Annotated in this window: 18 protein-coding genes; 12 read left to right on the top strand and 6 right to left on the bottom strand. The window is 71.6% G+C overall.

Features of this window, described 5'->3' with window-relative positions:
- Nucleotides 1–37: 37 nt before the first annotated feature.
- The 3 genes from ACWFRU_RS07255 to ACWFRU_RS07265 all read right to left on the bottom strand — a co-directional run bounded on the left by ACWFRU_RS07255 (nucleotide 38) and on the right by ACWFRU_RS07265 (nucleotide 5,017).
- Nucleotides 38–3,451 (bottom strand): hypothetical protein, encoded by a 3,414-nt coding sequence (locus tag ACWFRU_RS07255; protein WP_453685114.1) that lies wholly within the window; start codon nucleotides 3,449–3,451, stop codon nucleotides 38–40.
- Nucleotides 3,452–3,644: 193 nt separating this feature from the next.
- Nucleotides 3,645–3,827, bottom strand: coding sequence for a hypothetical protein (locus ACWFRU_RS07260; RefSeq protein ID WP_453685115.1), 183 nt, complete (start codon nucleotides 3,825–3,827; stop codon nucleotides 3,645–3,647).
- A 134-nt stretch (nucleotides 3,828–3,961) separates the two neighbouring features.
- Nucleotides 3,962–5,017: a fatty acid desaturase family protein gene (locus tag ACWFRU_RS07265; RefSeq protein WP_453685116.1), complete on the bottom strand. Its 1,056-nt coding sequence runs from the start codon at nucleotides 5,015–5,017 to the stop codon at nucleotides 3,962–3,964.
- 247 nt (nucleotides 5,018–5,264) lie between these two features.
- Between ACWFRU_RS07265 and ACWFRU_RS07270 the strand changes: the two genes are divergently transcribed.
- The 3 genes from ACWFRU_RS07270 to ACWFRU_RS07280 all read left to right on the top strand — a co-directional run bounded on the left by ACWFRU_RS07270 (nucleotide 5,265) and on the right by ACWFRU_RS07280 (nucleotide 11,305).
- Nucleotides 5,265–8,135: an SNF2-related protein gene (locus tag ACWFRU_RS07270; protein ID WP_453685117.1), complete on the top strand. Its 2,871-nt coding sequence runs from the start codon at nucleotides 5,265–5,267 to the stop codon at nucleotides 8,133–8,135.
- Nucleotides 8,132–9,460: an SWIM zinc finger family protein gene (locus ACWFRU_RS07275; RefSeq protein WP_453685118.1), complete on the top strand. Its 1,329-nt coding sequence runs from the start codon at nucleotides 8,132–8,134 to the stop codon at nucleotides 9,458–9,460. Before ACWFRU_RS07270 ends, ACWFRU_RS07275 begins: the two co-directional genes overlap by 4 nt.
- A gap of 492 nt (nucleotides 9,461–9,952) precedes the next feature.
- Nucleotides 9,953–11,305, top strand: a complete 1,353-nt coding sequence (locus ACWFRU_RS07280; protein WP_453685119.1) for an esterase-like activity of phytase family protein — start codon at nucleotides 9,953–9,955, stop codon at nucleotides 11,303–11,305.
- A 28-nt stretch (nucleotides 11,306–11,333) separates the two neighbouring features.
- Here ACWFRU_RS07280 and ACWFRU_RS07285 read toward each other — a convergent pair whose 3' ends face one another.
- Complete coding sequence (locus tag ACWFRU_RS07285; RefSeq protein WP_453685120.1) at nucleotides 11,334–11,684, bottom strand: hypothetical protein; 351 nt, start codon at nucleotides 11,682–11,684, stop codon at nucleotides 11,334–11,336.
- Between the two features lie 326 nt (nucleotides 11,685–12,010).
- The gene (gene xylA, locus ACWFRU_RS07290; RefSeq protein WP_453685121.1) at nucleotides 12,011–13,177 is read right to left on the bottom strand and encodes a xylose isomerase; all 1,167 of its coding nucleotides are present in this window, start codon (nucleotides 13,175–13,177) and stop codon (nucleotides 12,011–12,013) included.
- Between the two features lie 193 nt (nucleotides 13,178–13,370).
- On the opposite strand from xylA, the gene xylB reads away from it, so the two are divergent.
- Both xylB and ACWFRU_RS07300 read left to right on the top strand, forming a co-directional pair.
- Complete coding sequence (gene xylB, locus ACWFRU_RS07295; protein WP_453685122.1) at nucleotides 13,371–14,834, top strand: xylulokinase; 1,464 nt, start codon at nucleotides 13,371–13,373, stop codon at nucleotides 14,832–14,834.
- Nucleotides 14,835–14,862: 28 nt separating this feature from the next.
- Nucleotides 14,863–16,065, top strand: a complete 1,203-nt coding sequence (locus ACWFRU_RS07300) for an ROK family protein (RefSeq protein ID WP_453685123.1) — start codon at nucleotides 14,863–14,865, stop codon at nucleotides 16,063–16,065.
- A gap of 60 nt (nucleotides 16,066–16,125) precedes the next feature.
- On the opposite strand, the gene ACWFRU_RS07305 is transcribed toward ACWFRU_RS07300, so the two are convergent.
- Nucleotides 16,126–16,599 (bottom strand): cupin domain-containing protein, encoded by a 474-nt coding sequence (locus ACWFRU_RS07305; protein ID WP_453685124.1) that lies wholly within the window; start codon nucleotides 16,597–16,599, stop codon nucleotides 16,126–16,128.
- Nucleotides 16,600–16,747: 148 nt separating this feature from the next.
- On the opposite strand from ACWFRU_RS07305, the gene ACWFRU_RS07310 reads away from it, so the two are divergent.
- From ACWFRU_RS07310 to ACWFRU_RS07340, 7 genes are all read left to right on the top strand, one after another.
- On the top strand, nucleotides 16,748–17,638 hold the full coding sequence (locus ACWFRU_RS07310) for a LysR substrate-binding domain-containing protein (RefSeq protein ID WP_453685125.1): 891 nt from the start codon (nucleotides 16,748–16,750) through the stop codon (nucleotides 17,636–17,638).
- Between the two features lie 69 nt (nucleotides 17,639–17,707).
- Nucleotides 17,708–18,646: a MerR family transcriptional regulator gene (locus ACWFRU_RS07315; protein WP_453685126.1), complete on the top strand. Its 939-nt coding sequence runs from the start codon at nucleotides 17,708–17,710 to the stop codon at nucleotides 18,644–18,646.
- 86 nt (nucleotides 18,647–18,732) lie between these two features.
- Nucleotides 18,733–19,926 (top strand): MFS transporter, encoded by a 1,194-nt coding sequence (locus tag ACWFRU_RS07320; RefSeq protein ID WP_453685127.1) that lies wholly within the window; start codon nucleotides 18,733–18,735, stop codon nucleotides 19,924–19,926.
- A 165-nt stretch (nucleotides 19,927–20,091) separates the two neighbouring features.
- Nucleotides 20,092–21,507: a tetratricopeptide repeat protein gene (locus ACWFRU_RS07325; protein WP_453685128.1), complete on the top strand. Its 1,416-nt coding sequence runs from the start codon at nucleotides 20,092–20,094 to the stop codon at nucleotides 21,505–21,507.
- Nucleotides 21,508–21,781: 274 nt separating this feature from the next.
- The gene (locus ACWFRU_RS07330; protein ID WP_453685129.1) at nucleotides 21,782–22,795 is read left to right on the top strand and encodes an acetamidase/formamidase family protein; all 1,014 of its coding nucleotides are present in this window, start codon (nucleotides 21,782–21,784) and stop codon (nucleotides 22,793–22,795) included.
- 39 nt (nucleotides 22,796–22,834) lie between these two features.
- On the top strand, nucleotides 22,835–23,434 hold the full coding sequence (locus ACWFRU_RS07335) for an N-acetylmuramoyl-L-alanine amidase (RefSeq protein ID WP_453685130.1): 600 nt from the start codon (nucleotides 22,835–22,837) through the stop codon (nucleotides 23,432–23,434).
- 135 nt (nucleotides 23,435–23,569) lie between these two features.
- Complete coding sequence (locus ACWFRU_RS07340) at nucleotides 23,570–24,826, top strand: GAF domain-containing protein (RefSeq protein ID WP_453685131.1); 1,257 nt, start codon at nucleotides 23,570–23,572, stop codon at nucleotides 24,824–24,826.
- Nucleotides 24,827–24,829: the final 3 nt, after the last annotated feature.

The following is a 24,829-nucleotide window of genomic DNA, read 5'->3' on the forward strand; positions in this document are numbered from 1 at the left end:
CCTCTGACCGGGGTGAACCTCCGGGGCGCGCGCTTCGTCAGCGGTTCTGCTCGGTGGCGAGGACGAACGCGCCCATCGCGGTGTCGTGGTCCGCGTGTTCGCGCAGCGCCACCAGTTCGGCGCGCCAGGCCTCGTCCCACGAGGTCGCCCGGCCGCCGGTCCGCACCAGCGCGAGGGCCATCACCCCGGCCACCGGGGTCCCTCGCTCGCGCAGCAGACGGGCGGCCGCGAGCAGGCCCGCACGCGCGCGTGGCGTCGGGACGTCGAGATGCAACGCGCTCGCAAGGGGCAGCCGTTCGGGACGTTCCTCCACCAGCTCCAGCAGACGCTCCCAGCGCGCCGCGCCAAGTCGGCCGTGGCGCACGGCGGCCAGGGCCGTGTCCCAGGTCAAAGCCGCCGCTTCGGGGTAGAGGCCGACATCACGCAGCGACAGGGCCAAGGTGTCGGCGACGAGGAGCGCCTGTCCAGAGCCTCGACGTACGCGCACGGCCTCGGCGAGGCCGGACAGTCGGCGGAGCGCGTCAGCGCGCGTCTGCGGGTCCGACGTGCCTGCAAGGTCCTGCAGCCGCTGGATGACGCTCTTCAGGATGGGCTCGCCGACCGGGCCCGGAGGGAACCAGGCCAACTGCTGTGCGGCCGCGTCCCACTCCCGTCGACTGCGCCCCGGGTCCGCGGCGATGTCGGCGACGGCCCTCATGGCGTCGGCCGATCGGGGTGTGAACCAGGCGGGAAGGGCGCGGCACGCGGCGACCACGGTCTCTTCGTCGCCGTCCCTCACCAAGCGGGCCAGGAAGTCCGCGTAGGCCTCTCCGGCGGATTCGTTCACGAGCCCCACGCCCGCGTGGATCACCGCTTCCCGTACGGCGGGTTGGTCCGCCGCCCGGGCCAGGCGGTCCGCGATGGCGGGGCGGTCGATCGCGGCAAGGAGATGGCGGGCCACCACGGCGCGTACGTCGCGGTGTTGCCGCGGCGCGTCCCAGGCCGCCACCAGAGCGTCGAACGCCGCGTCCCCGGTCAGCGCGCCAAGGGCGCGGACGGCTTCCTTGCGGGAGCCGACAGGGGTGTCCGCCGCGCAGGCCACCGGGCCGAGCAGGGTGACCGCCTCCGGGTCCGGAACCACCGCCAGGAGCCGGCGTACGGATGCCATGGCGGCCCGTCCCCGCACGCCGCCCGTCGCGGCGTGCCGCAACAGGGTGCCCAGCAGAGGCTCGTCGGCGGGCGGTGCGCCCTCGCAGGCCGTACCAAGGACCTCACCCAACGCGCCGAGCGCCGCCGCGGCGACGGGTTGCGGCGCTGATTCCGCGAGTGCGGTCAGCAGCGCGGTCTCGCGTACCTGAGCTGCCGCGTCGGCACGGGTGCGCATAGGAGCCAGCTCGTCGGCCGCCACGCGCGCGTGGTGCTGGTCCCACGCGCGCCGTTGCGCCGGCAGCCAGCGGCCGGTGACGCCTGTGTGCAGCCCGGCGGCCCAGGCGGCGGCGCGGGGGCGCACGCGGCCTGTGAGCCCGTCCCGGGCGGCGAGCAGCACCGAGTCCAGCAGGTCGGTGCGTCGGGTGACGACCGTGCGCAGGATGAGCGGCACCGACGCGAACGATGCGTCATGGCCGATCAGTTCGGCACTGCGCCGCTCCCGCAGTTCCACCGGGCCCGCCCAGGCGGCCGCCGCGCGGGCGGCGATCTCCGGGTCGTCGGACTCCAGCGCCGTGGCACGCACCAGAGCGTCGAGTTGCGGCAGCGCGGTGAGGTGCGGCGCGAGGAGTTCCGCGAGGGCGGTGCGAAGGCCGGGAGGCGCCGGTGTGCCCTGCGAGGTGGCGGACCAGACGGCACGCGCCGCTTCCTCGCTGATGCGTAGCGGCGAGACGGTGTTGCGGGAGCGCGGGTCGGACACGACGTGGCAGAGCAGTTCCACCGCGTAGGCCGCGCGAGGGAACCTGCCGGTCGCCGCGGCGCTCTCGGCGGCGCGGCGGAGCAGTTGTTCCGCCGCGGCCAGGGTGGGGGTGGTCGAGTCGCGGGACTGGACGGTGGTCAGTGCCGCGTCACGCAGGACCCGGTCGGGCAGCGCCGCGAGCAGACGTGGGGGCGCCCCGGCGAGTTGCCGCAGAGCGGCCCCGCGTACCTCGTCTTGGTCGTGCCAGGCCCGCTCGCAGTCTTCCGCGATCCGCGCGAACTGCTCCGGTTCGCCTTGGAGTTCCGCGCAGGCGAGCAGCGCGGGCCAGGCCATCTGGCGCTGGTGGGCGCGGTGCTGCCCGGCCATCTCGCGCAGCACCGGTTCTCCCAGGGCGAGCGGGAGGCCGACGGCAAGGCGGCTCACTGTCCACTCGCGACGTGAGAAGCGTTCCACCAAGGGCATGACGAGCTCCGCCCTGTCGGCCGGCTCCAGGGCCGCGAGTGTGGCCATGGGCAGGCTCCGCAGCGAGCGGGGCCGGGCGGTGCGTTCCTCGACGAGGCGGCGGCGTTCCGGTGCGGGCAGCATGGCCACCAGGCCGTCGGGCTCGGTGCCGTGGCGTTCCGGCCATCGGTGTCGTGGCTGCGTTACGGGGCAGCGGCGGGCGAGTTCCAGCAATTCCCCGGGCGGGAGCGCGTGCAGGGCTCGTCGGGTGGCGGGCGGCAGTGCTCCGGCGGAGATCCGCAGTTCACGGGGAGAGCCGTCCTGTTCGGGCGGGGCTGCGCGCAGGATCTCAAGGACTCTGGAGGGGTAACGCAGCAGCGTTCGGGCCGCTCGCGGGGTCAGGAGATCGGGGGCGTGTGCCAGGAGCAGCAGTCCGGCCTCCGGATCGCGTTGCGCGGCCACGCTCGCGATCGCTCGGCTGCGGCCCACGAAGCGATGGCGGTCGCGATGGGCGCGGCTCTCGCCACGGGTGACGAGCAGCTGGGCCACGGCGAGTGGCGCGGTGCGGGTCAGCGCGCTCAGGACGCCGACAGGTGGATCGAGGCGGGTCAGCCATGCTGCGACCGTCTCGGCGGGGCATGCGGGCAGCAGGTGAGCGGCGTCCTGTGCGCCGAACCGTTCTTGGACCGCGGGCAGCAGGCGTGCGGCGAGGGCGCTCCGGCGGCTCAGGCGCAGGACGCGGTAGGTCTCGCGGCGTGCCGCCGCGATGTCACTCAACGCGAGCTGTTCCAGGGCCGTTTCCGGCACGGGAAGCCGGATGGACGCCGAGAGTGCACGGCGGCGCAGAAGGGGATCGGCGAGTGCTTCGGCGATGGTGGTGAGGTCGCGCCTGGCCACGGCCAGGAAGAGGGCGGTGTGCCGTTCGTCAGGGGTGCCGGCGGCGAGGGCCGCGCGGAGTGTGGCGTACGCGTCTTCGGTGAGCGCCCGGGCGTAACGGGCGAGGGCGCTCATGCGGGCCGGGAAGGGCAGTGGGTCGAAGTGAGCCGTCAGCCAGGCCGATGTCAGCGGCGCGGGAGTGGGCTGCGGCGGGAGGAACGGCGTCTGCGACGCCTCGTGTGCGGCCATCAGCGATCACCGTGGGATCGCTGGGCCTCCTTTCGGGAAGTCATGTGCGCCATGATCACCGGGCGGCTGCCGGGGACGCAAGGGGTTTTCCGCTCGCGGTGCCGCGCTGGGCGGGGCCGCGAGCGGAGAAGCCGTCAGCCGCTGCTCGCCGGGCGACTTCTCACCGGTGCGTCGCCCGCAGAGGGGTGCCGGATCAGCGCCCGAGTTCCTTGCGCGAGACACGGCGCAGCCTGCGCCGCTGTCCGGGGTCGAGGGTCAGATAGGCCGCGGCCGGGACTCCGAGCACGATCAGGAAGGCGGCCCACCAGGGCAGCCAGATCAGCAGGATGAGTCCGGCCGCCACGCCTCCTGCGGCGATCTTCGCGTTCTTCGACATGTGTGTCGCCTCCTTCGCGGCTGCTGCCGCTCTCTGTCTTGAGAAACGGGCTCGGGCCGTTCACGGTTCCAGACCGCTCCCCTGATAGACCCCTGAGGAGCGACCCTGACGTAACCCTGAGCCGTGTCGCGTGGCTACTCCACCCGCAGCGGCTCGCCGACCTCGTACATGTGGCGCAGCACCTGCCGGTAGGAGTCGATGAATCCGGCCTCCGTGTACGGCATGCCCAGCTCGGCGCAGTGGGCTCGGACCAGGGGCTGGGCGCGCCGCAGGCTGGGTCGGGGCATGCTCGGGAACAGGTGGTGCTCGATCTGGTAGTTGAGTCCGCCCAGGAACCAGTCGGTCAGCGCGCTGCCCCGGATGTTGCGCGAGGTGAGGACTTGGCGGCTGAGGTGACCCCAGCGTTCCCCGTCGGGGTCGGGCATCTCCATGCCCTTGTGGTTGGGCGCGAAGGCCAGACCGAGGTGCAGGCCGAAGAGCGCCTGATGGATGGCGGCGAAGGCGAGGGCGTGCCCCAACGGCATGGTGACGAGCAGCAGCGTCACGTAGCCGATGAGGTGGGCCACCAGGAGAAAGCCTTCGAGCAGCCTTTCGCGAGGGGCCTGGCGGCGCAGGTCCTGGAAGCCGTAGATCTTCATGGCGATGCCCTGGAGCAGCGTCAGCGGGAAGAACAGCCAGGCCTGGTTGCGGGTGAGCCAGCGCCGGAATCCCACGCGGACCTTGGCCTGTTTGCTCGTCCAGACGAGGACGTCCGCGGCGACGTCGGGGTCCTTCTCGATGTGGTTGGGGTTGGCGTGATGGCGGTTGTGTTTGTCGTTCCACCAGGCCGAGCTCATGCCGAGAAGGAGGTTGCCGTGGATGAGTCCGATGGCGCGGCTCACGCCGCGGTCGCCGGTGATCTGGGAGTGCCCGGCGTCATGGCCTATGAACGCTGTACGGGCACACAGTGCGGCGAGGACGGGCGCGAGGAGCAGCACCCACCAGGACCCGCCGACGAGGAACATGCCCGTCGCCACGGCGGCCAGGGCCCCGGCGTTGATCGCGATGGTGCGGGCGTACCAGCCGGTGCGGCGACCCAGGAGCCCCTGCTCCTTGACGGTGCGCAGGAGAGGCGCGAAATCGCTCCCGGCGGGCTGCCTCGTGGTGGTGCCTGGGGAACGTTCCGCGACTGCTGCGGCGGCCTGGGACATGGTGAGGTCTCCGGTCTCTGACTGGATCGGGCTGGCGTGACCCAACGTATGAGCCCGTGACCTGCGACAACCATGGCGCTTTCACCCGTCTCGGGAGGGGGACAGCACCGCCCGGAAGGGGGGCTAGCTACACCTTTGACACTCCGTGACGTGGATCACCCCGCGATCACTCACGTGCGAGGTCCGACGTGTTGTACTCTCGGCCGCTCCACTCCCAGTAGTCAAGTTTGAGGAATGCGCCATCGCCGTGCCCAGGCCCTCTGCCGCGTCACCTTCCGAGATCTCTGAACTGTCCCGCTGTTCCGTCCTGTTCGTCTCCGCCGACCCGGCACGCGCCGGCCGGGTCGCGTTCTGGCACCCCGCGGGGGGTGCGCCCCCCGCCTGCTCCGCGGGCACCGTCGAGGAACTGGCCATCGCGGTACCCGGTGATGAGGGAGCCCAGCTCAGCGACGTATCGGCGACCGTGCTTCCGATGCGCGCGGCGCTGCCCGTCCTGACACGCGCGCGTGCCTCGGCGGGCGTGCACCCGACGGCCGCGTTCTGGGGCACAGCGGGCCTGCTCGCGCTGCAACTCGCCGCGCGCGGACTGCTGCTGCCCGGACTGACGCCGAGCGATCACGACGCATGGCGCTCAGGCCCCCTGGGCGCCGACGACCTGCGACGCCTGCGCGACCTCGCCGCGGCCATGCCCCCCGAAGCGCACGCCCTTCCGCTGGAGGGCGGCTCCGAACCTTTGCGGCTGCCCGAACCCGAGCGGCTGCTGCGCCAGTTCCTGGACGCGGTGGCCGACACACTGCCCCGCACCCCCGCCGCGTCGCTGGCAGCGGGCGCCGCCCCCTTCGCCTCGCCACAGCCCCAACACATCCCCGAACAGCGTCCCTGGGCCGCCGATGTCGCCGCCGGGCACGACGCCGGCGTACGGATCTCCCTGCGCGTCGAAGTGCCGGGCCTAATGTCCGACACCCCCGACGGAACCCGGTTGCCCTTCCGCGCCGTACTGCAACTGCACAGTGTCAGCGACCCCTCGCTCGTCGCGGACGCCGCCGAGGCATGGGCCGGCTCCGGCGCGTCGGGGCAGGCTTTCGGGGCTCGGTCACGGATGGACGCCCTGCTCGCGCTGCGACGCGCCACGCGCGCGTGGCCGCCGCTGGCCCCGCTGCTCTCGGCCACCGTCCCCGATGCGATCGAGCTCGCCGACGAAGAAGTCACCTCGCTCCTGGGCGAGGGCTCCCGCATGCTCGCCACCGCGGGTGTCGAGGTGCACTGGCCCAGGGAGCTGGCGCGCAATCTGACCGCCCGTGCGGTCATCGGCCCGCCCGACGACGACGCCAAGGACCCCGACAAGCCCTCGTCGGACACGCCGTCGTACCTCTCCGCCGACGCGTTGCTCGCCTTCAACTGGCGGTTCGCGCTGGGTGACCAGCAGCTCTCCCGCGCTGAACTCGACCAACTCGCCGAATCCAACCGCCCCGTGGTGCGCCTGCGCGACCAGTGGGTGCTCATCGACCCCGAAGAGGCCCGGCGCGCTCGCGCGCACCAGGACCACAAGGTCACCCCGATCGACGCCCTGAGCGCCGTCCTGACGGGCACCACCGAACTGGCCGGGCAGCGGGTGGACGTCCAGCCGACCGGCTGGCTCGCCACGCTGCGCGAACGCCTCGCGGACCCCGAGGGCATGGAGCCCGTCGGCCAGCCCGAAGCGCTCGCCGCGAACCTGCGCGACTACCAGCTGCGCGGCCTGAACTGGCTGGCCCGGATGACGTCCCTGGGCCTGGGCGGCTGCCTCGCGGACGACATGGGCCTCGGCAAGACGATCACACTCATCTCCCTGCATCTGCACCGGCAGACCCACGACGAGACTGCGGGGCCCACCCTTGTCGTGTGCCCCACCTCCCTCATGGGCAACTGGCAGCGCGAGATCGAGAAGTTCGCCCCCGGTACTCCCGTCCGCCGCTTCCACGGCTCCCGGCGCAGCCTGGAGGGCCTGGCCGACGGGGAGTTCGTGCTCACCACGTACGGCACGATGCGGCTCGACGCGGACAGCCTGGCGCACACCTCCTGGGGCATGGTCGTCGCCGACGAGGCCCAGCACGTCAAGAATCCCTACTCGGCCACCGCCAAGCAGCTGCGCACCATCGGCGCACGCGCGCGCGTGGCGCTCACCGGCACGCCCGTGGAGAACAACCTCTCCGAACTATGGGCCATCCTCGACTGGACGACACCGGGCCTGCTCGGCAAGCTCGGCACCTTCCGCACCCGCTACGCCCAGGCCGTCGAGAGCGGCACGGATCCGGCAGCCGCCGAGCGGCTCGGCCAGCTCGTACGCCCCTTCCTGCTGCGCAGGCGCAAGTCCGACCCGGGCATCGCACCCGAACTGCCGCCCAAGACGGAGACCGACCGCGCCGTGTCCCTCACCACGGAGCAGACGGGGCTCTACGAAGCCGTGGTGCGCGAGACTCTCGCCGAGATCTCCGGCGCCGACGGCTTCACCCGACGCGGCCTGATCGTCAAGCTGCTCACCGGTCTCAAGCAGATCTGCAACCACCCCGCGCAGTACCTCAAGGAGGACAAGCCGCGGATCGAGGGCCGTTCCGGAAAGCTGGAACTCCTCGACGAACTGCTCGACACGATCCTCTCCGAAGACGCGAGCGTGCTCATCTTCACGCAGTACGTCCAGATGGCGCGCCTCATCGAGCAGCACCTGGCTGCCCGGGGCACCCCGTCGCAGTTCCTGCACGGCGGCACACCCATCGCGGCACGCGAGGCGATGGTGGAGCGCTTCCAGGGCGGTGAAGTCCCGGTCTTCCTGCTGTCGTTGAAGGCGGCGGGGACCGGTCTGAACCTGACGCGGGCCGAGCATGTCGTGCACTACGACCGCTGGTGGAACCCCGCCGTCGAGGCGCAGGCCACCGACCGGGCGTACCGCATCGGGCAGACGCAGCCGGTGCAGGTGCACCGGCTGATCGCGGAGGGGACGATCGAGGACCGCATCGCCGACATGCTGCTGCGCAAGCGGGAGTTGGCGGACGCGGTGCTCGGTTCCGGCGAGGCGGCGCTGACGGAACTCACCGACGCCGAGCTGTCGGATCTGGTGGAGCTGCGAGGGGGGACTCGATGAGCGACGACATGTACGACGAGCAGAACGACGAAACGCGCGGGGGCAGCGGTCACGGGGAGGGCGCGTCCGGACACGAGCGCACCTTCGCCGCCCTGCCGGCCACACACGGCCGGGGGTTCGCGCAGAGCTGGTGGGGTCAGGCCTGGCTCAAGTCCCTTGAGGACACGGCCCTGGACCTGCAGCAGTTGAAGGCCGGACGCCGGTTCGCGCGCGCGGGGGCCGTGGGCGCGGTCTCGGTGCGCCCCGGCCGGATCACCGCCGTCGTCCAGGACCGCGACGGCACCCCGCGCCGCTCCGACGTGCTGCTGCAGCGGCTGAGCGAGGACGAGTGGGACCGCTTCCTGGGCATGGCCGTCGAGCGGGCCGGGCACATCGCGGCACTGCTCGACCGTGAGATGCCGCCGCACCTGGTGGAGGACGCCGCGGCAGCCGGGGTCGAACTCCTGCCCGGCATCGGCGACCTGGAGCCCGAGTGCGACTGCGACGCGTGGGACCACTGCGGGCACACCGCCGCGCTCTGCTACCAGGTGGCCCGGCTGCTCGACCAGGATCCGTTCGTGCTCTTCCTGATGCGCGGCCGTGCCGAACGCGAGCTGCTGGACGAGTTGCAGGTACGCAGCGTGGCGCACGCGGAGGTCGAGGAGGCGTCCGGCGAGGAGCAGAAGGGGGCCCAGGAGGGCGTGGACGCCGATGAGGCGTACGCGGAGGGAGCCATCCTGCCCCCGCTGCCCGAACTGCCTCCGCTGCCGCCTGAGCCGGGCCTGCCGCCTTCGCTCGACACCGAGGAGGAGCCCGCGCCCGGCCTCGATGTGGCCGCGCTCGAATTCCTGGCGGCGCAGGCGGCCGTGGAGGCGCACCGGATGCTGGCCGAAGCGCTCTCCCCCGGTCACCAGAGCCATCCGGTCGAGGAGGAGTTGACGCCGGACGAGGACGCCGTCCATCTCGCCCTCTCGGCACCCGCGCCGGTGGCCGCGCGCCTCGCGACCGCCGCCGGCCGCGGCAAGGACGGCCTCGCGCTGGCCGTACGGGCCTGGGAGTACGGCGGCCCGGCAGCGCTGGCCGTTCTGGAGGAGGAGTGGACTCCGGCGGCGGACGCGCTGGCACGCGCGCGTGCGGCGCTGGAGGCGGCCTGGGACGACGAGGAGCGCCCGCAGCTGCGCGCCGCCCGCAATCGCTGGACGGTGGTCGGCAGCGATGCCCAGCTGCGGCACGGCGCCGACGGCCGCTGGTGGCCCTACCGCAAGGAGCGCGGCCGCTGGACCCCGGCGGGCCCCGCGGCCCACGATCCGGCGACGGCCCTGGCCGTGGTGACCGGCGGCGAATAGGCCGGGCAGGTTCGGTGCGGGTCTTTCACGGGCCCGCACCGGGCGTTCCTTTCGCAACCCCGCACCGGACCCGAGCGTGCACGCCGGTCCACCACGTCATGAACCGCGGCGTCCACCGGCGTATTCACGCCGCTCGCGTGCGCGCCGGGAACACCGGCGCGAGCACTCCCCCTGGCCAGCGATTGAGCGCGGGCATGACATCCGCGACGGTGAATCACATCGGTTCAGGGGGTGCTGACCGCGACTGGACTCCCCCGTTCCGCAGGGCCCCGGAGTGCCGGAACACGTCAGCGCGATCCAGGCGAAGGGGGGCGACCAGGGCCAGGTGCCCAACTGCCGCTGACCGGCCCGTGCAGGACGACGGCGCTTCCCGCCCCTCGCGGGAGGCGCCGTCAGTGTGCCCCCTCACGTTCACCTCTCTGCCTCCCTGTGTTCGCGGCGACGGCGAAGTCTGATCGCTGTCACCGAACACTTGCGCCCCAGGAGGCACCCATGTCCCCGCACTCCGCCCGAAAGCGTCGCGTCCACCGTTCCGTCGCCGCGGGTGTGCCGATAGCCGTGCTCGCCGCGATCGCGGTGACCGGGACGGCAACGGGCGCCCAGACCGGCGGCAAGGAGAAGGCGCCTCGGACCACCTCGACGGCGACTCTCGGGGAGGTTCCCCTGAAGACGTTCAGCAACTCCCTGATGCCCGGCACGGTCAGCGACGACCGCGGTGTGAAGCTCGGCGGCATAGGCAGCGACATCTATCCGGCGGGCCGCAAGGGCGAGTTCTGGACGGTCACCGATCGCGGGCCCAACGGACAGATCAAGGTGGACGGCAAGAAGCGTCGCACTTTCCCAGTGCCCGGCTTCGATCCGGCGATCGTGAAGATCCGCGTCTCCGGTGACACCGTGAAGGTCATCGACGCGCTCCCGCTGACGACCTCCTCCGGGAAGCCCGTCACCGGCCTGCCCAACCAGGAGGGCCGCGATGAGGCGCCGTACACCTACGACGCGAAGACGGCACTGACCTACGACCCGAACGGCCTCGACACCGAGGGGATCGTGCGGGCGCACGACGGCAGCTTCTGGCTGGTCGACGAGTACGGCCCTTCGCTGGTCCACGTCTCCGCGCGCGGGAAGGTGCTCAAGCGCTATGTCCCCGAGGGTCTCAAGTTGTCGGGCGCCGATTACCCGGTCGCCGAGGCGCTTCCGGGCATTTTGCTGCACCGCAAGGGCAACCGTGGCTTCGAGGGGCTCGCGCAACTCCCGGGCGGTGACCTGGTGATGGCGGTCCAGAGCCCCCTGTCCCTGCCGGACGAGGACGCGGGCGACGCGTCGCGGACGACGCGGCTGCTGCGCTTCTCGCCGAAGAAGCAGGCGGTCACCGCGGAGTACGCCTACCGCTTCGACGCGGTGGGTGTCGTCGACCCGGGCGAGGACGACACGTCCGAGCTGAAGATCTCCTCCGTGGTGGCCGTCGGCCGTGACCGGCTCATGGTGGAGGAGCGCACCGACAAGGCCGCGCGACTGCACACGGTGACGCTCGACCGCGAGTCCGACATCCTCCGCGAGCGGTGGGACGACGACACCACGAAGCCCTCCCTGGAGCAGCTCGATGATCCGGCGGCCTCCGGAGTGCCCGTCCTGAAGAAGCGTCTGCTGGTCGACCTGGGCCGCGTCGACGGCGTACCCGACAAGATCGAAGGTGTGGCCCGCGTGAACGGCCACACGCTCGCCCTGATCAATGACAACGACTTCGGGATGACGGACGGGGCGCAGGCGTTCGACGAGGAGGGCCGGCTCGTGGACAGCGGTGTGGAGACCACGGTGACGTACGTGCGGCTGCCGAAGGGCATCTGAGGCTCCGGCCTCATGTGCGACGCATTGCTCAGGACGCCGGTTCGATGACGCTCACCTTCAGGAAGTAGTAGGGCACTTCGTGATCCGCGCGTGAGGGCACCAGGGAGTCCAGGCCGCTCGGCAGTTCGCTGGGCAACTCCGACGGCAGGCCGCTCGGCAGGTTCGACGGGGCCTCCGTCGGCACCTCTGTCGGCACTCCCGACGGCAGCTCCGAGGGGATCTGTGACGGGATGCTCAGTGATGGCTTGGGCTTGCCGCCCGAGCTCTCGCTGCTCTCGGAGGGGCCCTTCTTGTCGCTCGAGCCGTCACCGCCGGTGACCATCAGGACCACCGCCACGACGGCTCCGATCGCGACGATCACCACGAGCAGGATGAGCATCCCGCCCCTTCGGCCGGACGGCCCGCCCGGCGGCGGAGCCGGCGGCCACCCGTCCCCTCCAGGAGGCACACCGCCGCCGCCCGCGGGAGGCCACCCTCCGCCGTCCGGGGGCGGGCCGAATCCGGCACCCGGCGGCGGCCCGTACCCTCCCCCGGGCGGTCCGAAGCCCCCATCTCCCGGAGGGGGCGGGTCACCCGGCGGAGGGGGAGGCGGCGGCGGTACGGGCGGCATGGCCATACCGTCAAGAGTCGCCTCGAAAGGGTCAAGACGCGACCCCTGCGCGCGAGTTGATACCTGCCGAGTGAGAACGGAGCTGGAGCCTCCGCTCAGCCCCGCGCCCCCAGCAGGTGATCCATGGCCAGCTGGTCGAGGTACTCGAAGGCCATGCCACGGTCTGCCGCCGCCGTCACGTCGAAGTCCTCGAAAGCACCACGGTCGGCGAGCAGCCCGGCCAGACCGTCCTCGGCGGTCGGCAGGGACAGCTCGTCCAGGCGGGACGCCCGCAAGGCATCCTGGACCTCCGGGTCGGCGCGGAACGCGGCCGCACGCTCACGAAGGATCAGGTAGTTGCGCATGCAGCCCGCAGCCGACGCCCACACGCCGCTGTAGTCCTCCGTGCGCGGCGGCTTGAAGTCGAAGTGCCGCGGCCCTTCGTAACCGCCCCTCTCCAGGAGGTCGACCAGCCAGAAGGCGCTGCGCACGTCGCCCGCCCCGAAGCGCAGGTCCTGGTCGTACTTGATGCCGGTCTGGCCGTTGAGGTCGATGTGGAAGAGCTTGCCCGCCCACAATGCCTGGGCGATGGAGTGCGGGAAGTTGAGGCCCGCCATCTGCTCGTGGCCCACTTCGGGGTTGACGCCGAACAGTTCGGAACGCTCCAGGCGCTCGATGAAGGCGAGGGCGTGCCCGACGGTGGGCAGCAGGATGTCGCCGCGCGGCTCGTTCGGCTTGGGCTCGATCGCGAAGCGCAGGTCGTACCCCTGCTCCGTCACATAGTCGCCGAGCAGGTCGAAGGCCTCCTTCATGCGGTCGAGAGCGACGCGCACGTCCTTCGCCCCACCGGATTCCGCGCCTTCCCGGCCGCCCCACGCGACGTAGGTGTGGGCGCCCAGTTCCACCGCGAGGTCGATGTTGCGGATGGTCTTGCGCAGCGCGAAGCGGCGTACGTCGCGGTCGTTGGCGGTGAAGCCCCCGTCCTTGAAGACGGGGTGCGTGAACAGGTTCGTGGTCGCCATCGGCACCACGAGGCCGGTCGCGTCGAGCGCCTGCTGGAAGCGCTTGATGTGCGACTCGCGCTCGGTGTCCGACGCTCCGAAGGGGATCAGGTCGTCGTCGTGGAAGGTCACTCCGTAGGCGCCCAGTTCGGCCAGTTGCCGCACGGAGTCGGCCGGGTCGATGGCCGCCCTCGTCGCGTCGCCGAACGGGTCCCTCCCCTGCCAGCCGACGGTCCACAGGCCGAAGGTGAACTTGTCCTCAGGAGTGGGCTGGTACGTCATGTGCGGCTCCCTTGATGACTGGTGCACGGCGGTGAGGCCGATTCGGGCACGGCTGCGCGCCCGCTCATGTGCGGCTGCCGCGACTATTTCGTCATGGCACTTAACAAATTAGTATCCGAAGGCATCCCTGGGAAGGTCGGACGGAAAGAAGTCCGGGCGCACCCGGAAAGAGCCGCGGGAACGGAGACCCCCGATGTCATCAGCGCCAGCAGCCGACGGACCCCTCGTCGTCGGCGTGGACAGCTCCACGCAGTCCACCAAGGTCCTGGTCGTCGACGCCGCCACGGGCAGGGTGGTGGCAAGCGGTCAGGCACCGCACAGCGTCAGCTCCGGCGCCGCCCGCGAGAGCGACCCCGAGGACTGGTGGAACGCCCTGTGCGCGGCCCTCGACCAGTGCGGCGCCGCGGCACGCGAAGCCGCCGCGGTGTCGGTCGGCGGCCAGCAGCACGGACTCGTCACGCTGGACGCACGGTCCAGGCCGGTACGGCCGGCACTGCTGTGGAACGACGTGCGCTCGGCGGCGCAGGCCCGCACTCTGGTCGACCGCCTGGGCGGCCCCAAGACGTGGGCCGAGCGCGTGGGCAGCGTGCCGGGGCCCTCCTTCACGGTGACCAAGTGGGCCTGGCTCGCCGAGCACGAACCCGAGGCCGCCCGCGCCACCGCAGCCGTGCGGCTCCCCCACGACTACCTCACCGAACGCCTCACGGGGAGCGGCACGACCGACCGCGGCGACGTCTCCGGTACGGGGTGGTGGGCATCGGCGACGGAGGCGTACGACGAGGAGATCCTGGGGCTCGTGGGCCTTGATCCCCAGCTGCTGCCGCGCGTGGTCCGGCCCGGCGAGGTCGCGGGCACCGTGCGCGGGAGCGGCGAACTTCCCTTCTCCAAGGGCACGCTGGTCGCCCCCGGGACCGGCGACAACGCGGCGGCGGCGCTCGGGCTCGGCCTGCGCCCCGGCACCCCGGTGCTGAGCCTGGGGACCTCGGGCACCGTGTACGCGGTCTCCACGCGCCGCCAGGTGGATCCGACCGGCACGGTGGCCGGCTTCGCCGACGCGCGCGGCGACTGGCTGCCGCTGGCCTGCACCCTCAACTGCACCCTGGCCGTGGACCGGGTGGCCGCGCTGCTGAGCCTCGACCGTGAGGCGGTGGAGCCCGGCGGCGCCGTCACCCTGCTGCCCTATCTCGACGGCGAGCGCACCCCCGACCTGCCGCACGCCTCGGGGCTGCTGCACGGCCTTCGCCACGACACGACTCCGGGACAGCTGCTGCAGGCCGCCTACGACGGGGCCGTGCACTCGCTGCTCGGCGCCCTCGATCTGGTCCTGGACGCGGCCGCGGACCGCTCGGCTCCGTTGCTGCTCATCGGCGGCGGGGCGCGGGGCAGGGCCTGGCAGGACACCGTGCGGCGACTGTCCGGACGGGCCGTTCAGGTGCCCGAGGCCAAGGAGCTGGTCGCGCTCGGTGCCGCCGCCCAGGCAGCGGGCCTCCTCACGGGCGAGGACCCGGCGGCCGTCGCCCGCCGATGGGGCACGGCCGAGGGGCCCGTGCTGCCGCCCGTGGAGCGGGACGAATCGGCGCTCGCGCGGATCGCCGGGGTAGTCTCCGACGCGGCGCCGCTGCTCGGCGCCGGGGGCCACCAGGACGCACGGCCATGAGGACGGAAGAACAGGGACTGACGGGGGCATGACCGCACCACCACACGACGCGCGCCGGGGCACGTCCGGAACTCCGCTGCCCGACACCCAGCAGGGGATGCGCCGCCGCAACCTCTCGCGCGTCCTGCACGCCGTCGCGGCGCACGGGCCGCTGTCCCGTGCCGCCGTGGCCACCCGGATCGGTCTGACGCGGGCCGCCGTCTCCACCCTGGTGGACGAGTTGATCCGCTCCGGGCTCCTGGACGAGCTGGGCCCCGAGCGCCCCGGGAAGGTGGGGCGCCCCGGCTCCGCGCTCGCGGTGAGCCGAAGCGGCCCCGCCGGCATCGGCGCCGAGGTGGGCGTCGACCACCTCGCCGTGTGCGCGGTCGACCTGCGCGGAGAGGTACGCGCGCGTGCCGTGCGACAGGGAGACAATCGGGGACGCGCCCCGCAACCCGTCATCAACGAACTCGTCGCGCTGGTACGGCAGGTGACCGAGGAGGCGGGTGAGGCAGGGCTGCGCCCTGCGGGACTGGCCCTCGCCGTCCCTGGCCTGGTCGCCCGCGGCACAGGGGTGGCGGTGCGCGCCCCCAACCTCGACTGGCACGACGTCGACCTCGGCGCCCTACTGCCGGGCGGGCTGCCGCTGACGGTGGACAACGAGGCCAACTTCGGAGCGCTGGCCGAGCTGTGGCTCGGCGACGAGGCGCCCCAGGACTTCCTGCACGTGTCGGCGGAGATCGGCATCGGAGCCGCGTTGGTCGTCGACGGGGGACTGCTGCGCGGGACGCGCGGCTTCGCGGGTGAGTTGGGACACGTGCCGGTCTGGCCGGACGGCCCGCCGTGCCCGTGCGGCGGGCGCGGCTGCCTGGAGCAGTACGCGGGCGAGGAAGCGGTGTGGCGTGCGGCGGGTCTTGATCCGGGCACGGACCGCGTCGGCCTGCTGGCGGAGCGCGCCGCGCAGGGTGACGAGAACGTACGAAAGGCGCTGCGAGGTGCGGGGGCCGCACTGGGCATCGCGCTCACCGGTGCGGTGAATCTGCTGGATCCGCGTTCGGTGGTGCTCGGCGGTGCCCTGTCCCGGCTCGCGCCGTGGCTGCTGCCCTCCTTGGAGGGTGAGTTGGGGCGCCGTACGGCGGGCACGGCCTGCGCTGTCACGGTTTCCGGGCTTGGCTCCGACGGTCCGTTGCTGGGGGCGGCGCACTCGGTGGTACGTGCGGTCCTGGATGACCCGGCGGGGGTGACACCGTAGGGGCGCCCGTCCGCTAACCCCCCTCTACGTAGATCTCGTTTGTTGCGGGCCGCCTCCCTGTCAGCGCCACTTCGCTCCCCCTACGAAGTGGACGTCGTACTTGTCGTGCAGCTCGTCCATGCTGTCCCAGGCCGCCTCGCCTCTCGCGATGCGACCCAACTGCCGGAAATACTCAAACCGTTCGATCCCTGGGGTGAGAACGGCAAAGAACTCCGCCGGGCCTTCGGCCGTCGCTCCGAAGGCGTGCACCGTGCCGGGTGGCACCACGATGAGACCACCCTTGCCGACCGCGGTGAGCACGCCGTCGATCAGAAACTCCATGGTGCCGTCGAGCACATGGAAGAGCTCGGTGGACAAACGGTGGTGATGCGGGCGGGTCCCGTCGGCGCCGGCGGGCAGGGCGAGCCGATTGGCCCCCAGTAGTCCGCCGGTCGCACGGCTGTCCTCCAGCAACCGGAACCGGCCCCCGCCGGGCAGGGCCACTTCCTCCGCGTCTCGCGCGTGGACGATCAGGGCGTGCGGGTCGTGGGACATGTCGTACTCCTTCGGGCGCTGTGCCTGCTCGTGAGGCACCAGTCCACCGCGGGAACACGGCGCGTCCAAGAAGCTGTTCATGAAGGCAGTGATCACTTGAGCCGATGAATGTGCTCGCGTGGACCGGATGCGGGAGGAGCGCGGACGCATGGAGCTTCGGCAGCTGGAGTACTTCGTGGCGGTCGCGGACGAGGGCGGTTTTGGCCGGGCGGCCGTGCGGCTGCACGTCGTACAGGCCTCGGTGAGCCAGCAGGTCGGGCGTCTGGAGCGCGAGTTGGGCCTGCGCCTGTTCGACAGGACCACCCGCCGCGTGGGGCTCACAGCGGCCGGGGAGCGATTGCTGCCGGAGGCGAGGGTCGCGCTCGCCGCCGCAGCCCGCGTGAGCCATGTGGCCGACGAGATCGTCTCCGGCGGAGAAGGCGTGTTGCGTCTCGGCACTGCCCGAGCGTTCGCGGGTCGCGTGCATCCGGCCCTCGATCTGTTGGCGGAACGCGTCCCGGGGCTGCGGGTCCGGCTGCTTCAGGAGGCTCGTGAGCGGCGTATCGAGGCGCTACGGAGCGGGGAGGTGGATGCCGCGCTCGTCCGAGGCGACGGTCCGCTGCCGGGGCTTTCGGTGACGCCGGTCTGGGACGATCCGCTGATCGTCGCACTGCCCGCCACGCATCCGCTGGCGGCCTTGCCCCGCTTCGAGCCCGCCGATCTCGCGGGCCTGCCGCTGCGGTTGGCGCCACGGGACCACAACCCGGCGTTTCACGATCTGGTGACGGGGCTGATGAGGCGTGCGGGCATCGACGTGCCGTTCGGCCCGCCGTTCACCACCTTGCAGGAGACTCTGGCGGCGATCGCCGCGGACTCGGCGAGCGGCGCGCCCTCCTGGACCGTCTTCGACCTCGTGGGCGCTCTTCCCCCGGCCCGGCGTATCGCCTTCGGGCCGCTGCTCGGCGCGCGCTCAGCCGTCGGCCTTGCCGTGCGGCCGGGGCCGCTGTCCCTCGCGACGCGTCATCTGCTCGACGCCTTGGAGGCCACGCGTGCGCAGTAAGTACTGGGCCCGGCCCCCGAGGATGGCGGGACTTGAGTCTCCAGTAGGGGGAGACATGAAGGTGGGGCCATGAACGGCGACACGCTCCACTCGATCGGTGATCTGGCACGGCGGACCGGGCTGTCGGTCAAGACCGTCCGGTTCTACTCCGACGCCGGGATCGTGCCGCCCGCCGACCGCAGCCCGGCCGGCTACCGCCTGTACGGCACCGACGCCGTCGCCCGCCTCGATCTCGTACGCACCCTGCGCGAGCTGGGCCTCGACCTGCCCACCATCAGGAAGGTCGTCGACCGGGAGGTCTCGCTCCCCGAGGTGGCAGCGGCGCACGCGGACGCGCTGGAGGTGCAGATCAAAGTGCTGCGCCTGCGGCGCGCGGTCCTGAGAGCGGTGGCCAAGCGCGGCTCAACCCCTGAGGAGTTGGATCTCATGCACAAGCTGGCCAAGCTCTCCGAGGAAGAACGCAATCGCCTGATCGACGACTTCCTGGGCACCGTCTTCGACGGTCTGGACGACCACCCCGCCTTCGCGGCGGTCGCCCGCTCCCTCACGCCCGAGCTGCCCGACAACCCCGATGCCGAGCAGGTCGAGGCCTGGGTGGAGCTGGCCGAGCTGTTCCAGGATCCCGGCTTCCGTTCCACGATGCAGGGCATGGCCAGAGATCTGGCGACCGACCGGGCCCCGGACAACCTCACCGGTCTGCCGCGCATCCTCGCCGAGGCCGCTCGCTCGCAGGTCGTGCCGGCCCTGGCGGCAGGCACCGATCCGGCCTCGCCCGAGGCAGAACCGATCGTCACGGCGCTCGCCGGGCACTACGCCCACATCCTCGGCCTCCCCGACGACACCGCCCTCCGCCGACGCCTGGTGTCCCGCCTGCTGACCATGGACGACCCCCGGCGGGATCGCTACCTGCTGCTGCTCGCGGTCATCAACGGATGGCCCGCGCCCGAAAGCCTGGCGCCCGTACTCGACTGGACCATCCGGGCCCTGCGTGCCCGACTCCCCCGGTAGTGGGCCGGACGGGCTCGATCCGCACCGACCCACACGAGGCAGCCGACGCAACACCCCGGCGTTTCCTCGCCGGCTACCGGGATCTGATGGACGTACCCGGCTCCTGGCGGCTCGCCGTGATCGGCCTGACGTCGAAACTCCCGCCGAGCATGGTCGGCCTGAGCCTGCTGCTCCTGGTCGGCCGAGACCACTCCTACGGGGCCGCGGGGCTCGCGGTGAGCGCCTTGGCAGTCGGCCAGGGGTCCACTGCTCCCCCGCGCGGCCGGCTCATCGACCGCCATGCACCGCGCCCGGTCCTGCTGGGTCTTCTGGCCGCTCACCTGACGGCCGTTCTCCTGCTGCTCGTGGTGGTGCGTGCCGGCGGGTCCGTCGCCGCGATCCTCGCGCTCGCCGCGGCATTGGGGGCGAGCGCGCCCCCCGTCGCCGTCATGATGCGCCCGGCCTGGCATCGCTCCACGCGCGGCTCCCGGGGCAGTTCACCTGGCGGTCCACCGGAGGGCGCTCTGCTGGCCACGGCGATGGCTCTCGACTCGTCGATGATGGGCGCCGCACTGGTCACCGGACCTGTGCTCGCCAGTTGGCTGAGCCTGTCGATCTCGCCGGTGGCGCCGTTCGTGGTCGTGGTGCTGCTGACGGCCGCTTCCATCGGCCTCCTGACCAACACGCCGGGCCCGTCGCCAGGCCCCGCCCGGCCCGGACGCCGGCTCGGCCCCCTGACATCCGCTCCTCTGCGGCGCCTGCTGGCCGCTGACGCCCTCTTCGTCATGGCGGTGACCGCGGTGGACGTGGTGCTGCCGATCTACGCACGGAAGCACCACGCGGCAGGGTTCACCGGCCTGTACCTCGGGGCCCTTTCCGTCGGCAGCGTGCTGGGCAGCCTCGTGCTGGGCGCCGTGCCGAAGCTCCTGGCGCACGGCTCCAAGGTCTCCGTATTGCTCTGCGTCTTCGCGGCCGGGACGGGCGGGCTGGCGCTCACCACCGGGGTGTCGCCTCTTGCCGTGCTCCTGGTCTGCCCCTTGGCAGGGCTGGTGATCGGCTGCACGTTCGCGGCGCTGCGCACGACCGGCGGCGACCTCGCGCCAGAAGGGAGCATCACCGAGACGATGTCCTGGCTGAGCACCTTCGACATGGTCGGCGGCGCGGCGGGCGCGGCGGTGTTCGCACTCATCGCAGCGGAGGATGGGGGCCGCACGGCGCTGATGCTGATCCCTGGGGTCGCTTTGCTGGCCGCTGCGGTCGCTTGGTCGGTCGGCCGGAACATGCGTACGCGGACGCTGTGACGGGGACTCAGGCCGGACCGTCGTCAAGCGGCACGGCCCTGTGTCGTTCCGGTGAACCGAGCGTCGTCCTCGTATCCCGTGGGCAGAACCCCGAAACTGGACTGACGGATCAGAGTGAGTCGAAACCGGATGGACCGGACGGGGTCGGCAGACGAGGGGACAGCGATGGAGACGGACCGGCATGCCCACGTCCTGAGTGGCACCAGTGACGAAGCCGCGCGCCACTACCAGCGAGCGCTCGACGCGCTGCTGTTCTTCCGTGCCGAAGTCGCCGACGAGGCGCAGGCGATGGTGGTGGCCTCTCCGGATTCGGCGATGGCGCACGTCTTCGGCGCCTATCTCGGGCTTCTCGGCACCGAGGAGAAGGACGCGGCCGATGCCCGGCGTTCCTTCAGTGCCTTCCGCGCCGCGGTCGATCCCTCCGGACTCTCGCCGCGCGAGACGATGCACGCGGCGGCTGCCGAGTCGTGGCTGGGCGGGAACATGGTGCGAGCCGGGGAGATCCTCGGTGAGATCAGCACCGAGTTTCCTCGCGACGCGCTCGCCCTGGCCGTCGGTCACCAGATCGACTTCTTCACCGGAGACGCGCACCGGCTGCGCGACCGGATCGGTGGCGCGCTTTCCGCGTGGGACAGCGACGATCCGCACTTCGGCCCGCTGCAAGGGATGTATGCGTTCGGGCTCGAAGAGGCCGGGCACTACGGACAGGCCGAGGAGATCGGGCTTCAAGCGGTGGAACGTCACCCACTAGATGTGTGGGGCATCCATGCGGTCGTGCACACCTATGAGATGCGCGGAATGTTCGCCCAGGGTATCCGCTACCTGGACGCCCGTACCGAGGACTGGGCCGACGGGAACTACCTCTCGGTCCACAACGCCTGGCACTACGCCCTGTACGCCCTGGAGGCGGGCAGCATCGATCGTGTCCTCGGCGTCTACGACAACACCCTCCACAACGAGGCGTCGCAGGCCATCGCCATGGAACTCCTGGACGCTTCGGCGCTGTTGTGGCGGCTGCTTCTGGTCGGCATCGACGTCGAATCCCGTTGGGCGACGCTCGCCCAGGCGTGGGCCGGGCGCAAGGACGGTGCCTACTACGCCTTCAACGACGTCCACGCGGTGATGGCGTATGTGGGGGCAGGGCGGCTCTCCGACGCCGAGCGGCTGGTGAAGGAGCGCGAGCACTGGCTCGAACGGACCGACCCCGTGGTGTCGAACCACGCCATGACCCGCGAGATCGGCCTCCCGGTGTGCCGCGCTCTCATCGCCTACGGGCAGCACCGGTATGCGCGCGTCGTCGAATTGCTCGCCCCGATCCGCCACCACCTCCATTCCTTCGGCGGCAGCCACGCGCAGCGCGACGCCATCCAGCGGACGCTCGTGGAAGCGGCCATCCGTTCCGGCCGACACGACCTGGCGCGCACCTTGCTCAGCGAACGCATCAACCTGCGACCCATCTGCCCCTACAACTGGCGCGCCCGCGCCCGGCTGGCGGACCGGCTGGGCGACACGGCTCAGGCGGAGTCCGCCCGCACCCGCGCGGAGGACCAGGCCGCGGAGGGTGCGGCTGCTTGGGGCTGAGATCGGCCCGCCTGTCTCGGCACCCTCAAGAGTGACCGAGTTATCCACAATCACGGTGCCGTACACAGATTCAGATCCGGCCCTTCCGCCTCAACCGACCTGCGCCGTAACGTAATTGACGTGGGACACCATCGCCTGGGCGGCGGTTTCGTGTTCACGCGGATCGGGGGATTCAGGTGTCGGGAGCAAGCCGTCGCGGGCTGTGTCGCGGGGCCGTCGGGCCGCACCAGGCCCACGAGTCCCCCACGGAGCGACAGAGGAGTGCGGTCCAGCCATGAACGAGCCTCGCATCCTGACCGTGCGGCCGGAACCCGGCGAGTACGCGTGGACATTCGGCGGTGCCCCACCCGTGGCGCGGATCGCTCCGGGTACGGTGCTCGATCTCTACACGGAGGACTGCTTCGCGGGGAAGGTGCGCTCGGAGAAGGATCTGGTCTCCGAGGTCTGCCAGTTCCCGTTCCTGAACCCGCAGACCGGTCCCTTCCATGTCGAGGGAGCGGAACCGGGCGACACCGTCGCCGTGCATTTCGTGTCCATCGAACCGGCCCGCGACTGGGCGGCGTCCACCACCGTCCCCCTTTTCGGAGCGCTCACCTCCACCCACACCACCGCGTCACTCCAGCCTCCGCTGCCCGAGACCGTATGGATATGGCAGCTCGACCGGAGCCGGCGCACCGCACAGTTCAGCGCGCGGGACAGCGACTTCGAGATAGCGCTGCCGATGGATCCGATGCACGGCACGGTCGGCGTCGCACCGGCCAATCTGGAGGTGCGCTCGGCCCTCGTGCCCGACGCGCACGGCGGCAACATGGACACCCCCGAGATGCGAGCCGGGGTCACCTGCTACGTCGGGGTGAACGTGGAGGGCGCGCTCCTGAGCCTGGGCGACGGACACGCCCGGCAGGGCGAGGGAGAAACCTGCGGAGTCGCCGTCGAGTGTGCGATGAACACAGTCGTGATCGTCGAACTCCTGAAGGGGATCGCCACGCCCTGGCCACGCCTGGAATCCGACACCCACATCATCTCCACCGGCTCGGCACGCCCGCTGGAGGACGCCTTCCGAATATCCCAACTCGACCTGGTGCAGTGGTTGGTGCGCGACTACGGCTTCAGCGAGCTCGACGCCTATCAATTCGCGACCCAGACAGTCGAGTCACCGCTCGCCAATGTCTGCGACACCAACTACACGTGCGTGGCGAAGCTCCGCAAGGAGTGGCTGCCCGCGCGCGAGACTCATCGAGGGCTCCACGCGCGGCTGCGAGAGACGGCGGCGCTGCTGCCCCACTGAGAAGTCCAGCTGTTCCCCCCACCGAGAGGCAGGCCAGCCATGGATCGAGCAAGACGCTTCCCCAGCAGGCGCGGGCTGTTGCAGGGCGCGGCCCTGGCGGCCGTTCCCGCCGCGCTCCTCCCCGCCACCCGCGCCACCGCCCGGCCGCGGGCGGTCGACTATCCCCTCGCCGAGTGGGTTCCGGCCAGCAGTTCCAACTACACGGCCGCCAACCGCCCCAGCACCTACCCCGTCGACTACGTGGTCGTTCACGTCACCCAGGAGACGTACGCCGACACACTCGCCATCTTCCAGAACTCGGCGAAGAAGGTGTCGGCCCACTATGTGGTGCGTTCCAAGGACGGGCACATCGCCCAGTGCGTCCGCGAGCGCAACGTCGGCTGGCACGCGGGCAACTGGGACTACAACACCAAGAGCATCGGCATCGAGCACGAAGGATGGGTGGATCAGCCGGAGTACTTCACCGACGCGATGTACGAGCAGTCCGCACTGCTGACCGCGGCCATCTGCGAGAAGTACGACATCCCCAAGGACCGCGAGCACATCATCGGGCACGTGGAAGTGCCCGGATCGGACCACACCGACCCAGGCCCGCACTGGGACTGGACGCGCTACATCCGTCTGGTCAACTCTGCCTGACCGCTGCCGGGCTCGCGCCCCGGCAGGTGTCGATGCGCTTGTCGATGCGCCTGTCGGGGCGGTTGCCGCGGCGCTTGTCGGGGCAGGCTCGCGGGGCGACGATGGCTGCATCCATCGCCGTCCCGGGAGGCAGAGTTGTCCGAACCATGGGTGGCCCTGGAAGCCGGCGCCGATCCGGCCGAGCGGGTACGGATGCTGCGGCGCGCGCACGAGACGTTCACCGAGGCGGGGACGCTCACGCGACCGGTGCGTTCCGTGGTGGCCGAGTCCTGGCGGCGCTCGGCCAGGGCCAGGGTCAGCCCGGAGGACACCGGCGCGGCGGTGGAGCTCACCGACGGGGACCTCGGTTCATATCGCGCCGAGCATCCGCTGGCCGGGGTGATGCCGCTGTTCCGTGAGCTGATGGGCACGTTCGCTATGGACGGCGAACATCTGCTCGCGGTGTGCGACGCGCACGGCAGGCTGCTCTGGGTCGAGGGACATTCCGCGACCCGGCAGAAGGCGGGGCGGATGAACTTCGTCCCGGGCGCACGGTGGGCGGAGTCCGCGATGGGGACCAACGCCCCGGGGACAGCGGTGGCAGTGGACCGGCCGGTGCAGGTCTTCGCGGCCGAGCACTTCATCCGGCGTGTCCAGCCATGGACGTGCGCGGCCGCCCCGGTGCACGATCCGCGGACCGGGCGGCTGCTCGGAGCGGTGGACATCACCGGGGGCGACGGGCTCGCACATCCGCACAGCCTCGCCTTCGTACAGGCAGTCGCTCGGGCCGCGGAGTCACAACTGGCTCTGCTGGCACCGCCGGTGGAGAGCAGGGACTCCGTGCGTCTCACCGCGCTCGGGCGTGACGAGGCGTTGTTGCTGACCGGCGGCCGCAAGGTGCGGCTGAGCCGCAGGCACAGCGAGATCATGGTCCTGCTGGCGCGCCATCCGGAGGGGCTCACCGGTGACGAGCTGCTGTGCTCGCTGTACGAGGACGAGTCGGTGACGCCGGTGACGCTGCGGGCCGAGTTGGCGCGGCTGCGCCGACTTCTGGGGCCGGATTTGCTGAGGTCACGTCCTTACCGGCTCTCGGTGCCGGTCGAGTCGGATGTCGACGCCGTCGAGCGACGGCTCGGTTCGGGGGCGGTCACGGCGGCCGCCGCCGAGTACGCGGGTCCGCTCCTGCCCGCCTCGCAGGCACCCGCCGTGGCCCGGTTGCGGCGCAGGCTCGCCAGTCAGCTGCGGGCCGCGCTCATCGCGCGCCGCGACCCGGATCTCTTGGCGGACTGGGTGCACACGCCGTGGGGCGAGGGCGACCTGGCGGTGTGGCGAGCGCTGGCGCAGGTACGGTCGACGCCGCCGGTACTGGCCCGGTTGAAGGAGTTGGACGCGGAGTTGATCGAGGCCCGATAGCGA

Source organism: Streptomyces sp. NPDC055099 (assembly GCF_053607685.1).

Coding starts and splice junctions, on each gene's coding strand:
- ACWFRU_RS07285 (WP_453685120.1), bottom strand. CDS start 11,684: ATGCTCATCCTGCTCGTGGTGATCGTCGCGATCGGAGCCGTCGTGGCG.
- ACWFRU_RS07315 (WP_453685126.1), top strand. CDS start 17,708: ATGAACGGCGACACGCTCCACTCGATCGGTGATCTGGCACGGCGGACC.
- ACWFRU_RS07335 (WP_453685130.1), top strand. CDS start 22,835: ATGGATCGAGCAAGACGCTTCCCCAGCAGGCGCGGGCTGTTGCAGGGC.
- ACWFRU_RS07255 (WP_453685114.1), bottom strand. CDS start 3,451: ATGGCCGCACACGAGGCGTCGCAGACGCCGTTCCTCCCGCCGCAGCCC.
- ACWFRU_RS07275 (WP_453685118.1), top strand. CDS start 8,132: ATGAGCGACGACATGTACGACGAGCAGAACGACGAAACGCGCGGGGGC.
- ACWFRU_RS07330 (WP_453685129.1), top strand. CDS start 21,782: ATGAACGAGCCTCGCATCCTGACCGTGCGGCCGGAACCCGGCGAGTAC.
- ACWFRU_RS07280 (WP_453685119.1), top strand. CDS start 9,953: ATGTCCCCGCACTCCGCCCGAAAGCGTCGCGTCCACCGTTCCGTCGCC.
- ACWFRU_RS07305 (WP_453685124.1), bottom strand. CDS start 16,599: ATGTCCCACGACCCGCACGCCCTGATCGTCCACGCGCGAGACGCGGAG.
- ACWFRU_RS07265 (WP_453685116.1), bottom strand. CDS start 5,017: ATGTCCCAGGCCGCCGCAGCAGTCGCGGAACGTTCCCCAGGCACCACC.
- ACWFRU_RS07310 (WP_453685125.1), top strand. CDS start 16,748: ATGGAGCTTCGGCAGCTGGAGTACTTCGTGGCGGTCGCGGACGAGGGC.
- xylB (WP_453685122.1), top strand. CDS start 13,371: ATGTCATCAGCGCCAGCAGCCGACGGACCCCTCGTCGTCGGCGTGGAC.
- ACWFRU_RS07300 (WP_453685123.1), top strand. CDS start 14,863: ATGACCGCACCACCACACGACGCGCGCCGGGGCACGTCCGGAACTCCG.
- ACWFRU_RS07325 (WP_453685128.1), top strand. CDS start 20,092: ATGGAGACGGACCGGCATGCCCACGTCCTGAGTGGCACCAGTGACGAA.
- ACWFRU_RS07260 (WP_453685115.1), bottom strand. CDS start 3,827: ATGTCGAAGAACGCGAAGATCGCCGCAGGAGGCGTGGCGGCCGGACTC.
- ACWFRU_RS07320 (WP_453685127.1), top strand. CDS start 18,733: ATGGACGTACCCGGCTCCTGGCGGCTCGCCGTGATCGGCCTGACGTCG.
- xylA (WP_453685121.1), bottom strand. CDS start 13,177: ATGACGTACCAGCCCACTCCTGAGGACAAGTTCACCTTCGGCCTGTGG.